This is a genomic window from Novosphingobium sp. ERN07, from assembly GCF_012641335.1.
Classification (GTDB): domain Bacteria; phylum Pseudomonadota; class Alphaproteobacteria; order Sphingomonadales; family Sphingomonadaceae; genus Novosphingobium.
Genome location: NZ_JABAID010000014.1, coordinates 20256 through 34027, shown reverse-complemented (window position 1 = coordinate 34027; position 13772 = coordinate 20256). Strand labels below are relative to the sequence as shown.

Below are 13772 nucleotides of genomic sequence, written 5' to 3'. Positions count from 1 at the left end.
GGGCCGCACCATTCTGCCGATTCTTCCGCAAGGCGCGGCGGGCTGGCCCAATTGTTGCGCGTGGCAGGCCGACGTTGGGCGCAGCATGAAGGCGATAGCTTCACACAGGCCTATGCCAACAGCCTCTCGCACCGGTTGCCACTGCTTTACATGGTTGTGGTGTTCGACGCGCTGCTGGTAGCTTTGCGCTTTCGCAGCGAGGCACCGATCTGGTTGACGCTGTTCGTACCGCTCTTGCTGGGCAGCTTTGCCATATGGCGCGCATTCTATTGGCGGCCCAGCGCCGTGGTAGGCCGTTCGCTCGCAGTGTTGCGGCGCGATCTGAACGCGATGAGCTGGCTCGGCGCATTCGCCGGCTTCCTCTTCGCCCTCTGGGGTATGCTGCTCTATCCCTATGGCGATGTGGCAGAGCAGTCTTTCGTCCACTACATCATTGCCGTAACGCTGTTTTCCGGCATTCTTGGCCTTGCGCATTCGCCGCTTACAGCGCTGCGCATTGCCATTGCGATCACCATTCCCACCACCGGGCAGATCCTGTTCAGCGGTCATCCCAATGCCGTTCTGGTCATGATGGTGCAGGTCGTAGTGACAACGATCCTGCTGCTGGTGACCAATGGCCATCACCGCGATTTCGTGAAGCTTGAGCTGTCCCGCCAGCAGCTTGTCCGTCGTGAACGCGAAGCCGCGCAACTTGCCGAAGACAACCTGCTGCAGGCTACCGTCGATCCGCTGACCGGCGCGCTTAATCGGCGTGCGATCCTGACCCGGCTGGATCAGGAACTTGAACGGCCCGGAAGCCCCGATACCAAGGCCTGGCTAGCGCTTGTGGACCTCGACGGGTTCAAGCACGTCAACGATACCTATGGTCACGCCGCCGGAGACGCAGTGCTTGCCGCCGTGGCACAGCGATTCGCCACGTTCGGGCGCATTCGATGTTTCGGGCGGCTCGGCGGTGATGAATTTGCTGCTGTGCTCGATCCCGATCTCGATGAAGACGGAGTGCGAGCGCTGGCCACCGAAATTTCCGAATCGCTGCGTGCGCCGGTTCTCCATGCCGGCGCTGTTCTGCGTTTGTCGGGTTCGGTCGGCGTGCACCGCATGGATGGACGCAGTGCCAGCGATTGCCTCGAACGTGCTGATGCCGCGCTGTATAAGGCCAAGGAGCAGTCCGATGGCGCGGTCATCGTGTTCAGCCCGGATGATGAGGCCGAGCTGCAAACGCGCGCGGCGATCACGCGCCTGTTCAACGACAGCGATCTGGCAGACCGTTTGCGCCTGCTGTATCAGCCGATCATCGATGGAGAAACGGGCGGCGTCACCGGCTACGAAGCCTTCGTGCGGTGGAGTCCCGATGGCGAACGCTGGCTTGCGCCGGGCCAGTTCATGGCGCTGGCCGATGCCACGGGCCGCACTGGCGAACTCACTCGCATGGTCATGGCCCGCGCGCTGCGCGAATGCCCGGCATGGCACTATGGCCGAACGCTATCGATCAACCTCGCTCCGCGCGATGTCACGCGCGCGGGCACGGCCGATGCTCTTGCAAAGCTGGTCGAAGAGGCGGGCGCACCGGCGGGCGCGATCATCCTTGAGGTGACCGAACGCGCGCTGATCTCTGATCCGCGCCGTGCCGAATCGCAGCTTCAGACCTTCCGCAGCAAGGGCTTTCGCATCGCGCTTGACGATTTCGGCGCGGGCTGGTCCAGCCTCAGCCAGGTCCATCGCCTGCCATTGGACATGATCAAGATCGATCAGGAACTGTCGCGCGCGCTGGCCAGCGATCCGGGCGCGCGCACGCTGGTCGGCACGATCATCTCGCTGTCATGGCAGCTTGGCATCGATTGCACGATTGAAGGCGTGGAAGACGCCGCACAGGCCGAAACCGCCCGTGCGTTGGGTATCCGGTTGATGCAGGGCTATCACTTCGGCCATCCTGAACCGGCGCATGTAGCACTTGCCGCGATGGCGGCCGACCCTCTGACCGAAACCGTCAGCCTGTGGGCCTAGCCGTATAACTTAATGCTCCAGCACGATCGGGCGCGGGGTGCCCGGCGGGTGAATGCGGCGGAACAGCTTGCCCTTTTCGCTGTAGAGCACCAGCAGGAGACTGACCACGCCGCAGATCAGCAGCGCCAGCGCCAGCGGACGGGCCGATCCGTCATAGGCCTGCCCCACAAAAATCCCGATCACCGATCCGATCACCATGCGCAGGAATGCGTGCATCGAATTGGCCGAACCCGCCGTGCTGGCAAACGGCTGCAAGGCTATCGAATTGAAGTTCGCGCCAATGAAGCCGATCAGGATCATGTTCAGGATCATCAGCGGCATGAACTGCCAAAGCGTTTCGCCGGGGCGCGTGGCGAACCACAATTGCGTGGCGCTCACTGCAATGAATGCGAACACTGCCGTGTGCGAAACGCGCCGCGCGCCGAACCGTTCGACGATGCGCGAGTTTGAAAAGTTCGCTGCCGCCATCATCAGCGCGGAAAAGCCGAACAGCAGCGGAAACGTTTCGCCCGCGCCAAAGTGTTCGGCCACAAGCTGCTGCGAGCAGTTGATATAGCCCAGCATCGCCCCGAACGTCAGCGAACCGCCCAGCACATAGCCGATGGCCGAACGGTTTGTGGCCGCCCCTGCCATATTGACCGCGATGGCACCAAGACGGATCGGCTGGCGATATTCGGGGTGCAGCGTTTCGGGCAGCCGCATATAGACCCACAGAGCCATCACCACCGCCATCACCGCCAGAAACACGAAGATCCAGCGCCAGCCTGCAAACAGCAGCACGACCTGCCCGATGCTGGGGGCCAGCATCGGCACCACCAGAAACACCACCGAGATGATCGACATCTGCTTGGCCATCTGGTCGCCCGAAAAGCGATCTCGAATGATCGCGCCGGGAAGAACGGCAAGGCCACCGCAGCCCATTGCCTGCAACACCCGCATGACCAGCAGCCCGTCGAACGACGTTACCAGTGCGCATCCCAGCGAGAACAGGATGTAAATCCCGATGCACGACAGCAGCACCGGCCTGCGACCAAAGCGGTCGGCCAGCGATCCGGGCAGCAGTGAGGCAAAGCCCGATGCGAGCAGGAATGTGCCGATCACAAGCTGGCGTCGATTCGGGTCGGTCACCCCAAGATCGTCCGCGATAAAGCCCAGTGCAGGCAACATCGCATCCACGGCCAATGCTTGCAGCGCCATGACAAGCGCCATCATCGCGATGGTTTCGCGGTCGCCCATGCTGTGCGAGCGTGGAAGGCTATTGTTTGAAGGCATAACTGTCTAGTGGCCCAGAACGGCCGCGATTCCTACCCTTTATGTTGCGCTGCGAAAGCGCGTAACATGGCAACGATGGAATCGTCTGCTGCCTCTATCGAACCTGACCGCACGGCGACCGGAATCCGCAAGATCATCCATGTCGATATGGATGCCTTCTTCGCCAGCGTCGAGCAGCGCGATGATCCGTCATTGCGCGGGCTGCCCGTTGCTGTCGGCGGCTCATCTGGGCGCGGCGTGGTTGCTGCTGCCAGTTACGAGGCGCGCAAGTTTGGCGTGCGCTCGGCCATGCCATCGGCCCGTGCGGTCCAGCTTTGCCCGGACCTGATCTTTCGCAAGCCGCGCTTCGATGTCTACAAGGGCGTTTCGCAGCAGATCCGCGCGGTGTTTCTGCACTTCACCCCGCATGTCGAACCGCTCTCGCTCGACGAGGCCTATCTTGATGTGACCGACGATGTGCGCGGCATCGGGTCTGCCACGCGTATTGCCGAACTGATCCGCCAGCGTATCCGGGCCGAGACGGGCCTCACCGCCAGTGCGGGCGTTTCCTACAACAAGTTCCTCGCCAAGATCGCCAGCGACCAGAACAAGCCCGATGGCCTTTGCGTGATCCGGCCCGGAGAAGGCGCAGCTTTCGTCGCCAGCCTACCCGTGCGCCGCTTCCACGGCATCGGCCCGCGCGGGGCCGAAAAGATGGCGCGGCTTGGTATCGAAACCGGGGCAGACCTGCGGGTAAAAGACCTTGCGTTCCTGCGCGCCAATTTCGGCAGTTCCGCAGACTATCTCTACCGCGCTGCCCGCGCGATAGACCTGCGGCAGGTCAAGGCTGACCGCCCGCGCAAATCGGTGGGCGGCGAACGCACGTTCGAACGCGATATTTCCGCAGGCGCGGCGTTGCGCGAAACGCTGGAGCGCATCATCGAAATCGTGTGGGAGCGGATCGAACGCAGCGGCGCGAAAGGCCGCTCCGTTACGCTCAAGATGAAGTTCAACGATTTCACCCCCTGCACCCGCGCCAAATCGCTGCCGCGCCCGATTGTAGGCAAGGGAGAGTTTGCCGCGCTTTCACGCGAGCTGCTTGATGCGCAATTGCCCTTGCCCAAGCCGATCCGCCTCATGGGGCTGACGCTTTCGGCGCTGGAAGGCGAAGAGCCTGACGAGAGCGACGCCCATGCGGCAACGCCAGTGCTTCAGGCAGAACTGCCGTTCTGACCAGCCCATCGGGCGATCATGGCGCGCACCGGGCCGCTGGTGCTTTCGGGCAGGGCATCGGGCGGAAAGAACCGCGCTTCCTCGATCTCACGGCCATCCGGGGCTGGCGTGCCTTCGGCCCGGCCGCAGACCAGTTCGATCAGGTTGGTCCAGCCGTTGCGATCCAGCGTCACCGTGCCAAGATGTACCGGATCGCGCAGCAAGCAGGCGGTTTCCTCGCGCAGTTCGCGTTGCGCGGTGGCAATCGGGCTTTCATCGCGGCCCAGCCCACCGCCCGGCAGCATCCATGTGTCACGCGCGTGATAGCTGTGGCGCACCAGCAGAACTTCGCCCGCATAATTGGCGGCGATGACATTGCACCCGCGCACTTTGCGTTTGGTCAGCCGCCAGAACCACAGGCGCAGGGCGTGTGCACTTCGCAACGCCGTGCGATGAACCGGACCGGGCAGAAAAGAAAGCATGGCGCGGGACTCTGACCGATCATTTGCAGCTTGTCATCCGTGTCCGCAGCGGTGTGTCGGGATTGCCATCATCTTGTCACACCATCGTAGCATTTGACTGCTTGGGCTTCCCGAAGGTTCGGTCGGCCACAGGCGTTTGTGAATCGGTGCCTAGCGGCTATGCCTGCGCCATCGGAAGGGAAAACGCGCTTGAGATTCGGGGGAATCACGCTGCCAAGACCACTGGCCAAGCCGGGTAATGCGTTGGCTTTGCCATCGCTGCACACCGTGCTGTGGTGGGCGCTGGCGGTGATCATCGCCTTTCTGGGTGCCGCGCTGCTCTGGGCGCTGATCACCCCGGTTTCGTCGCTTGGCAACTGGCGTCCGCAGGGCGTGCGGATGATGTCGCCCGCCGCGCGCGCGGCGCTTTTCGCCAGCGTCGATCCGTTCAACCGCAGCGCGCCTGCAGCGCAAGCTGAAACCTCAGGCGCGGTCACCTCGCTCGCTCTCACGCTTTTCGCCACGCGCGCTACGCCGGGCGGTGGGGGCACGGCGATCATCGCAGGCGGCGATGGCTTGCAACAGGTCTATCGCGTCGGCGCCGAAGTGCAGCCGGGCGTTACGCTTGCCGCCGTCGCCTTTGATCATGTCGAACTGGCGCACAATGGCGCAAAGGAACTGCTCTATCTGGATCAGTCCGGCGCTGCGCCAGAAGCGGCAAAGGTGGTTGCGGCCAACCCCGTGGTCCCGCCGCTCGGTGCCGGTCCCGCTGGCGGGGCGGTCAGCGTTGAGGCGCTGCGTTCGGGCGTGAACTTTGGCCCGCGTGCCGAAGGCGGGCGTATCGTCGGCCTTGAAGTGCTGTCGTCGGGCGATGGCAGCACGTTCCGCGCCGCAGGGTTCCAGCCCGGAGACGTCATTCAGGCCATCGATGGCAAGCCCGTGACCGGCGCGCCCGATGCCGCTGTTCTTTCCGCCGCGATCCGCCCCGGCGCTTCGATTTCGGTCACCGTGAAGCGCGGTGATCGCCAGCTTCCGCTTGCCATCACCCTCGCTCCATGAATGCTTTCTCCATGAACCTGCGCTCGCTCCTTGCTCCAAAGATGCTCCTCGGAGCCGCCGCCCTCGCTCTGGCCGTGCCGCAAGCCGCGCTGGCGCAGTATACGCTGAACGTGCGCGAGGCGGATATCCGCGCTTTCGTGGCCGATGCCGCCGAAGTCACCGGGCGGACCTTCATTGTCGATAGCCGCGTGCAGGCCAAGATCAGCGTCGTGTCCGACAGGCCGCTCAGCCGTTCCGAATACTTCGAAGTGTTCCTTTCCACCCTGCGCGCCAATGGCCTTGTGGCCGTGCCCACCGCCAATGGCGCATTCCGCATTCAGCCCGCCGATGGTGCCGCCAGCAATCCCAGCCGCATCGGCAGCCGGGGTGCGATGCAAAGCCAGATGGTGACCGAAGTGATCCGCCTTCGCGCGATAGACGCCACGCAGGCCGTGGAAACGCTGCGCCCGCTGATCAGCAAGGAAGGCGCGATCACTGCCAACAAATCGGGCAATTCGCTGGTCGTGGTCGATTATGCCGACAACATGCGCCGCATCCGCGCGCTACTGGCCGATATTGATCGGGACAACGCCGCCACGCAGACCGTGATGCTCGATCACGCTGGCGCGCGTGAAATCGCCACGGCGCTGACCCAGCTTGTGCCCGCTGGCGGCGAAGGCGGGCGTTCGCTCGCCACCGTCGTTGCGGTCGACAGCGCCAATGCCGTGCTGATGCGCGGCGAACCTGCCACGCTGGCAAAGATGGCGGCGATGGCACGCCAGCTTGATGCGCGCGCGGCGACGGGCGGTGAAATCAAGGTCGTCTGGCTCGATCACGCGGATTCGGCGGCGCTCGTGCCGGTGCTGGAACGCCTGCTCGGCGGGCAGGGCGGGGGCGAAGTCGCTTCGGCCAGCGCCGCGCCGATCTCGCTCGGCGGTGTGGGCGGCAGCGGTACCTCGTCCGCCGGAACACAAGGTTCGACCGGTCAGGCCGCATCAACCGGAGGCAACGCCACCAGCCCCATCGGCGCAACGGCAGGCGGTCTCGGCAATGGCCCGATCAAGCTGGCCAACGGTCGCGGCACCGCCACGATCACGCGCTATCCGGGCGCGAACGCGATCATCATTGCTGCACCGGAAGACGACCAACGCCGCATTTCCGAACTGATCCGCCAGCTCGACGTTCCGCAGCAGCAGGTTCTGGTCGAAGCAATCATCGTCGAAATCTCGAACAACGTGGCCAAGGAACTGGGCGTCCAGCTGTTGTTCGGCGGAAAGGACAAGCCCTTTGCCGTCACCAACTTCTCCAATTCCTCGCCCAACATCATCGATATTGCGGGCGGTTTGCTGGCCGACAATCTCAACCAGACGACGACCGTGGTAAATGGCGCAACCGTCACCACCACTACGAACAGCACGGCGGGCGATCTGCTGCGAGAAAACGCGGCGACCAAGATCCTCGGTGCCAGCGGGGCCTATACCGGCTTCCTTACCGAGCTCAGCAAGGACACCTACCTGGGTGCGCTGATCAATGCCGTGGCGACCGACAAGAACTCGAACATCCTGTCCACGCCGCACATCACCACCAACAACAACGTCCCCGCCTCGATCCTCTTCGGCCAGGACGTGCCGATCACCACCGGCGAAGCGCTTTCGGGCGGCAACTTCAACGATACCTTCCGTACGGTGCAGCGCCAGAACGTCGGCATCGAGCTTGACGTGACGCCGCAGATCAACGCGGGCAACCTGATCCGGCTGGACCTGCGGCAGGAAGTCAGCTCGATTGCGGGGACCGTCTCCAGCAAGTCGGACGAACTGATCATCAACAAGCGCGAGATCAAGACGACCGTGACCGTGGGGGACCGCGAGATCGTGGCGCTGGGCGGTTTGCTCGACGATAACGAGCAGCGCACGCTTCAGAAGGTGCCGCTGCTGGGCGATATTCCGATTCTTGGCGAAGTGTTCAAATCCCGCGCGCGCAGCCGGGTGAAGACCAACCTGATGGTGTTCATCCGCCCGACGATCCTGCGCAATGCGGCAGACCGGCAGGCGCTGGCCGCGCGCCGCTATGGCACGGTGCGGCAGGCGCAGGTGGATTTTGAACCCAAGCGCGAACCGAGCATCGACGAACTGATCGTGGACTACATGGGCGCAATCCTGCCCGCCGCGCCTTCTGCGCAAGTGGCGGTGGTGGCTCCCGGCGATACGCTGATCCGTCCGCGCGCGGTGCCTGCTCCGCTGGAACAGTCTGAACTCCCGCCGAGCAGCGCGCAGGACTGATCGGGTGGAAGACGCGCAGGACATCGCAGGGCTGACCGTGGAGGTGGCGCCAAAGGTGCCTCACGTGCCTTATGCCTTTGCGCGGGACCGGGGTGTGCTGGTGCAGAGCGTGACCGACACAGAGATGGTCGTGGCGCTGCGCGAAGGGGCTGATCCGCTCGTCTTGCTCGAATTACGGCGCGTTTCTGAACTGCACCTAGATGCACATAGAGTGCACCAAGGTGACTTTGAGCGCCTCTTGTCAGAGGTTTACGCGGTCGATGGTGCGGCTGCAGCGGTGGCCGGTGACATGGGCATTGCAGGCGATGGGCTGGACCCGCTCGCGCTTGGTCTGCCGTCCGCCGAAGACCTGTTGGACAGCGCCGACGATGCTCCCGCCATCCGGTTGATCAACGGACTGATCGCCGAAAGCCTGAGGCAAGGCGTGTCGGATATCCACATCGAACCGTATGAAACCGCGCTGGTGGTGCGGATGCGCGTGGATGGCGTGCTGACCGAGAAGTTGCGGATGCCGCCGCATGTCGCGCCGGTCCTCGTTAGCCGCATCAAAGTGATGGCGCGGCTGGATATCGCAGAACGCCGCGTGCCGCAGGATGGGCGCATCTCTTTGAGTCTGGGCGGAAAACTGGTGGACGTGCGTGTCTCCACCCTGCCCAACCGCGCGGGCGAGCGGGTGGTGATGCGCCTGTTGGACAAGGAAAATGCGGGTATCGATCTCGTCCAGTTGGGCCTTGATCCAAAAGCTGAGGACACGCTGCGCCGCGCGCTGGGCGAACCCAACGGCATCGTGCTGGTTACCGGGCCGACCGGTTCGGGCAAGACGACGACGCTTTACGCCGCGCTGCGCGGGCTGAACGATGGGCAGCGCAATATCCTGACTGTGGAAGACCCTGTGGAATACGCTGTGGATGGCGTGGGGCAAACGCAGGTCAATTCGAAGGTCGGGCTGACCTTCGCCGCCGGTTTGCGGGCGATTCTGCGGCAGGATCCCGATGTGGTGATGGTCGGCGAAATCCGCGACAAGGAGACGGCGGACATCGCGGTGCAGGCATCGCTGACCGGGCATCTGGTGCTGTCCACCGTCCACACCAACGATGCGGCGGGTGCCATCACGCGGATGCGCGATATGGGGGTGGAGCCGTTCCTGCTGGCGTCCACCTTGCGCGCGGTAATTGCGCAGCGGCTGGTGCGGCGGCTGTGCCCGCATTGCCGCGAAGAACACGAGATTTCGCCCGGCATGGCCGAAGTGCTGGGCATGAAGAAAGTGCGCCAGGTGTGGTCTGCCAAGGGCTGCGCGGCTTGCGGGCAGACTGGGTATCAGGGCCGCGTCGGCGTGTTTGAAGCGCTGCGGGTGGACGACACCATTCGGCAGATGATCCACGACAACGCCGATGAAGCGGCGATTGCGCGTCACGCTTTTGCGGATTCGCCAACGCTGGCCAAGGCGGTGCGGCGCATGGTGCGTGATGGCGTGACCAGCCCTGAGGAAGCGGCGCGCATCATGCGGCGGGATGGCTGATGGCGCGCTTTGCCTATCACGCGATTGACCCCAAAGGGACAGAGCGGCGCGGCGCGATCGAAGCGGCGAGCGAGGCTGCGGCGCGTGACAAGCTGGCTGCGCGCGAATGGTTTGTGGTTACGGTGAGCACCGATGCGGCGGCTTCGGCGCGGCGTGCGGCGACGAGCACCAGCGGCATTGCGCTGTTCGCGACCAAGCTTTCTGCCAAGCAACTGGCGCTGTTCACCCGGCAGTTGTCGTCGCTGATGGTGGTCAGTCCGCTGGAGGAAACGCTGCGCACGATTGCGCGGCAGACCGAAAAGCCCAAGGCGCAGGCGATCCTGACCAATGTTCACGCCGGGATCGTGGAAGGCCTGCCCTTGGCCGAGGCGATGCGCCGCGAGGAGCCGAGCTTTCCGCCGATCTTCCGCGCGATGATCGCGGCGGGCGAAAATTCGGGCAGCCTGCCCCAGATTGCTGATCGTCTGGCCGATATGCTGGAAAAGCAGGCGCAAGTGCGGGGCAAGATCATTGCGGCGCTGGCCTATCCCATCGTGCTGTCGCTGGTGGCCATTGCGGTGGTGACAGGGCTGATGATCTCTGTCGTGCCGCGCGTGGTGGAACAGTTCGACAATGCCGCACGGCAATTGCCGATGCTGACGCGCGTGGTGATCGGGATTTCGCAGTTCCTTAGCACTTGGTGGTGGGCGCTGCTGCTGGTTCTGGCGCTGGGCGTGCTGGGTGTCGTCCGCGCGCTGCGCCAACCGGCATTCAAGCTGCGCTTCGATGCCGGACTGCTGCGCCTGCCGTTCATCGGCAAGCTGATTCGCGATGTTCATGCCGCATCGCTGGCGCGCACGCTGGCGACGATGATCGAGGCGCGTTTGCCGCTGGTTGATGGCTTGCGGCTGGCCACGCGCACAGTTTCCAACGCGGTGCAGGCGCAATCGCTGGCGGGCATTTCGGAGAAAGTGCGCGCGGGGGGATCGCTGTCCACCGCGCTGCGCGAAGCGGGTACCTTTCCGCCGCTGCTGGTCTATCTGGCCGCCAGCGGCGAGGCGGCGGGGCAACTGGGGCCGATGCTGGAGCGTGCCGCCGATTATCTTGAGCGTGAGTTCGAGGCCTTTACCGCTGCGGCGATGGCGCTGCTCGAACCTGCAATCATCGTGGTGATGGGCACGCTTGTTGCGCTGATCATCCTCGCCATCCTGCTGCCGATCCTGCAGCTTCAGAACCTAACCGGACTTTGATGATGACCGACCAGACCCCGAACCAATCGCCCGAAACCAAAGACAAGCGCCGCCGCAACGGCTTCAGCCTTGTCGAACTGATGGTGGTGATCTTCATCATCGGCCTGCTGGCCACGGTGGTGCTGATCAACGTGCTGCCAAGCCAGGACAAGGCGATGGTGGTGAAGGCGCGCAGCGATATCGCCACGCTGGAGCAGGGCATGGAGATGTACCGGCTCGATATGGCAAGCTATCCGGGGATGGGCGAAGGGCTGAATGCGCTGAAGACGCCGCCTGCCAACCTTGCCATGCCGCAGAACTACCGTTCGGGCGGCTATGTGAAGGATGTGCCGACCGACCCGTGGGGCCATGCCTATCAGTATCAGGTGCCGGGGCGCGACGGGAAGCCGTTCGAAATCTTCTCGCTGGGGGCCGATGGCCAGCCGGGCGGGACCGATCAGAACGCCGATATCTACGCCGGGCAGAACTGACGACCGATGGCTGCTGCCGCGCCTGTTCTTGACGGCCTGATCGTCCTGCTGCCTGTCGAGGCTGGTGCGCCGTGGCGCTGGTGGCGCGTGGGCGAGCGCGGGCTGGGCCGGGAGATGGTTTTAGACGCGCAGGCCGAGCGTGCGCCTTGGGGTGAGGTGGAGGCTGTGACCGTGCTGGTCCCGGCGGCGGACGCCCCGGTGATCGACCGGGACATGCCCGATATGCCGGAGGCGCAGGCACTGGCGGCGGAGCGACTGGCGCTGGCGCAGGGCGGACTTGATCCTGTTCAGCATGTTGCGGTTGGCGCAGATGCGGGGCGCTTGCTGGCGTGCCGCGTTGCCCCTGCGGCGATGGACCGCTGGCTGGCCGCCTTGGCGGGGCAGGGGATCGATCCGCAGGCGCTGGTTCCTGCGGCGCTGGTGCTGCCCCATCCTGAGCGCGGGCTGATGCTGGCTGACCTTGGCGGGCATTTGCTGGCGCGCACGGCGGAGGCGGCTTTTGTGGCCGAGCCGGGGCTGGTAGCGGCACTGGCCGAAGGACAGGAACAATCGGCACTGACGGGCGACGATCTGCTGGGCAGTCTGGCGGAAATTCACGCCGCGCCGCCGCTGAACCTGCGACAGGGCCAATACGGCCTGCGCCGGGTTTCGGTGTTCCGCACGGCGGACTGGCTGGGCCTTGCACGCATGGCGGCGGTGGCAGCTTTGCTGGCCTTGCTGCTGATGTTGGTGTGGGTGGTGAAGTGGAACATGGACAGTTCCGCCGAGGAAGCCCGTGCGGTGGAATTGGCGCAGCAGCGCTTTCCGGCGGCGACGGATCTGGACAGCGCCGAACGCCTGCTGAACGCCGAACTGGCGCGGCGGGGTGAAGGCGGGGCGAGTTTCGCTGCGCCCGCCGCCGCGCTGCTGGACGTGATGCGCGGCGTGCCGGGGGTGAAATTGCGCGATATGGGCTATAGTGCGGATGGCACCTTGCGCTTCACTGCAGCAGCCCCGCGTGCCGAGGATGTGAACGCGGTGCTGATCGCGCTGCAAAATCAGGGTTGGAAAGTGACCGTGCCGCCATCGTTGGCCCCTGATCCCACCGGCGCGACGGTTGCCGCCATCACGGTGAGGGCACCATGATGGGCAGGCTTTCTGCATGGTTCATTGGCCTGACCGGGCGCGAGCGCTGGCTGGTGGGGGTGGCGGGCGGACTGACCGCGCTGATTGTGCTGGTCTATGGCATCGTGCTGCCGCTGGGCCATGCGCTGGATGATGCGGCGCTGCGCCATCGTGAGGCGACTGAGCGGGCCGGGCGGATCGTGGCCGGGCTGGAAGCGCTGAAGCGTGCGCCTGTGGTGAAGGCTGCGGCGCTGGCCGGACCGGTGGAACAGGTGGCGCAAGGCAGCGCACAGGCTGCGGGCTTTGTCGTGCAATCCAGCCAGCGGCAAGGCAGCGACATGGTGGTTTTGATCATCCCCACGGCGCGGCCATCGGCTACGCTGTCATGGCTTGATGGGCTGGCGGCGCAAGGGCTTGTCGTGGAACAATTGACGATGACGCCCGCGCCCGATGGCACGGTTTCGGTCAATGTCACGCTGCGGCGGGCCGGGGCATGATCGGACGCTGGATATTCGTGCGCGATAGCGGGATGACCCGGCGTGGCTGGCTGGCGCTTGGCGCGCTGGCTCTGCTTGCGCTGATCGTGCTGCTGCCGCTGCGGTTGGTGCTGGGCATTGCGATGCCGGAGAACGTGACAGCGCGCAGTGTGGAAGGATCGGTCTGGGATGGGCGGATTGCCGATCTCAACGTGGGGCCGCTGCCGCTGGGCACGGTGGACGCGGGGCTGGAGCCTTTGCCGCTGCTGATCGGGCGGGCGCAGTTCGCCATTTCGCGCGATGGGTTTTCGGCCAAGGGTGGCGCGCATGGGATATCGCAGGCCAGCGGCAGCATCGCTCTGCCCGATGGACTGGGAGGATTGCCGGTGACAGGGTTAAGCTTCAACCGGTTTTCAGTGCGGATGGATCATGGCGGCTGCGTGCAGGCAGAAGGCACGCTGGGCGTTACTCTGGCGTCGTTCGGGCCGTTGATGCCCAATGGTCTTGCGCTTTCGGGCACGGCCCGGTGTGAAAAGGGCGCGCTGGTGGTGCCGATGCGCGGACCGCAGGGCATGGAGCGGCTGGCGTTGCGCATGACGCGCGATGGGCGCTGGCAGGCGGATCTGACGTTGAGCGGCTTGCCGCAGGAAGCGGCGGATGCGCTGCGGGCTGGAGGGTTTGACGCTCGTCCCGGCGGTATTGGCATCGGGACGAGCGGCAGTTTTTGAG

12 protein-coding genes are annotated in these 13772 nt (G+C 64.7%); 10 read left to right on the top strand and 2 right to left on the bottom strand.

Features of this window, described 5'->3' with window-relative positions; genetic code table 11:
- Positions 1–60: 60 nt before the first annotated feature.
- Complete coding sequence (locus HGI47_RS16285; protein WP_370521771.1) at positions 61–2004, top strand: putative bifunctional diguanylate cyclase/phosphodiesterase; 1944 nt, start codon at positions 61–63, stop codon at positions 2002–2004.
- 9 nt (positions 2005–2013) lie between these two features.
- Here HGI47_RS16285 and HGI47_RS16280 read toward each other — a convergent pair whose 3' ends face one another.
- Positions 2014–3240: a multidrug effflux MFS transporter gene (locus HGI47_RS16280; RefSeq protein WP_240950240.1), complete on the bottom strand. Its 1227-nt coding sequence runs from the start codon at positions 3238–3240 to the stop codon at positions 2014–2016.
- 102 nt (positions 3241–3342) lie between these two features.
- Here HGI47_RS16280 and dinB point away from each other — a divergent pair, with 102 nt between their 5' ends.
- Complete coding sequence (gene dinB / locus HGI47_RS16275; RefSeq protein WP_370521770.1) at positions 3343–4488, top strand: DNA polymerase IV; 1146 nt, start codon at positions 3343–3345, stop codon at positions 4486–4488.
- On the opposite strand, the gene HGI47_RS16270 is transcribed toward dinB, so the two are convergent.
- The gene (locus tag HGI47_RS16270) at positions 4467–4949 is read right to left on the bottom strand and encodes an NUDIX domain-containing protein (RefSeq protein WP_168853830.1); all 483 of its coding nucleotides are present in this window, start codon (positions 4947–4949) and stop codon (positions 4467–4469) included. The two genes, dinB and HGI47_RS16270, sit on opposite strands and share 22 nt — an antisense overlap.
- A 189-nt stretch (positions 4950–5138) precedes the next feature.
- Between HGI47_RS16270 and HGI47_RS16265 the strand changes: the two genes are divergently transcribed.
- The 8 genes from HGI47_RS16265 to gspN are packed head-to-tail and all read left to right on the top strand — an operon-like array spanning position 5139 to position 13771.
- On the top strand, positions 5139–5987 hold the full coding sequence (locus HGI47_RS16265; protein ID WP_168853829.1) for a type II secretion system protein N: 849 nt from the start codon (positions 5139–5141) through the stop codon (positions 5985–5987).
- An 11-nt stretch (positions 5988–5998) separates the two neighbouring features.
- Positions 5999–8245 carry a type II secretion system secretin GspD gene (gspD, locus tag HGI47_RS16260; protein ID WP_168853828.1) on the top strand — a complete coding sequence of 749 codons (2247 nt, stop codon included), beginning with the start codon at positions 5999–6001 and terminating at the stop codon, positions 8243–8245.
- A gap of 4 nt (positions 8246–8249) precedes the next feature.
- A complete protein-coding gene (gspE, locus tag HGI47_RS16255; RefSeq protein ID WP_168853827.1) occupies positions 8250–9764 on the top strand; it encodes a type II secretion system ATPase GspE in 1515 nt (504 codons plus the stop codon).
- The gene (gene gspF / locus HGI47_RS16250) at positions 9764–10993 is read left to right on the top strand and encodes a type II secretion system inner membrane protein GspF (protein ID WP_168853826.1); all 1230 of its coding nucleotides are present in this window, start codon (positions 9764–9766) and stop codon (positions 10991–10993) included. The genes gspE and gspF overlap by 1 nt, the downstream gene beginning before the upstream one ends.
- Positions 10994–10995: 2 nt before the next feature.
- A complete protein-coding gene (gene gspG / locus HGI47_RS16245) occupies positions 10996–11463 on the top strand; it encodes a type II secretion system major pseudopilin GspG (protein WP_168853825.1) in 468 nt (155 codons plus the stop codon).
- A 6-nt stretch (positions 11464–11469) separates the two neighbouring features.
- Positions 11470–12588: a type II secretion system protein GspL gene (gspL, locus tag HGI47_RS16240; RefSeq protein ID WP_168853824.1), complete on the top strand. Its 1119-nt coding sequence runs from the start codon at positions 11470–11472 to the stop codon at positions 12586–12588.
- Entirely contained in the window at positions 12585–13064 is a 480-nt protein-coding gene (gene gspM, locus HGI47_RS16235) for a type II secretion system protein GspM (protein ID WP_168853823.1), read from the top strand. Before gspL ends, gspM begins: the two co-directional genes overlap by 4 nt.
- On the top strand, positions 13061–13771 hold the full coding sequence (gene gspN / locus HGI47_RS16230) for a type II secretion system protein N (RefSeq protein WP_168853822.1): 711 nt from the start codon (positions 13061–13063) through the stop codon (positions 13769–13771). The genes gspM and gspN overlap by 4 nt, the downstream gene beginning before the upstream one ends.
- Position 13772: the final 1 nt, after the last annotated feature.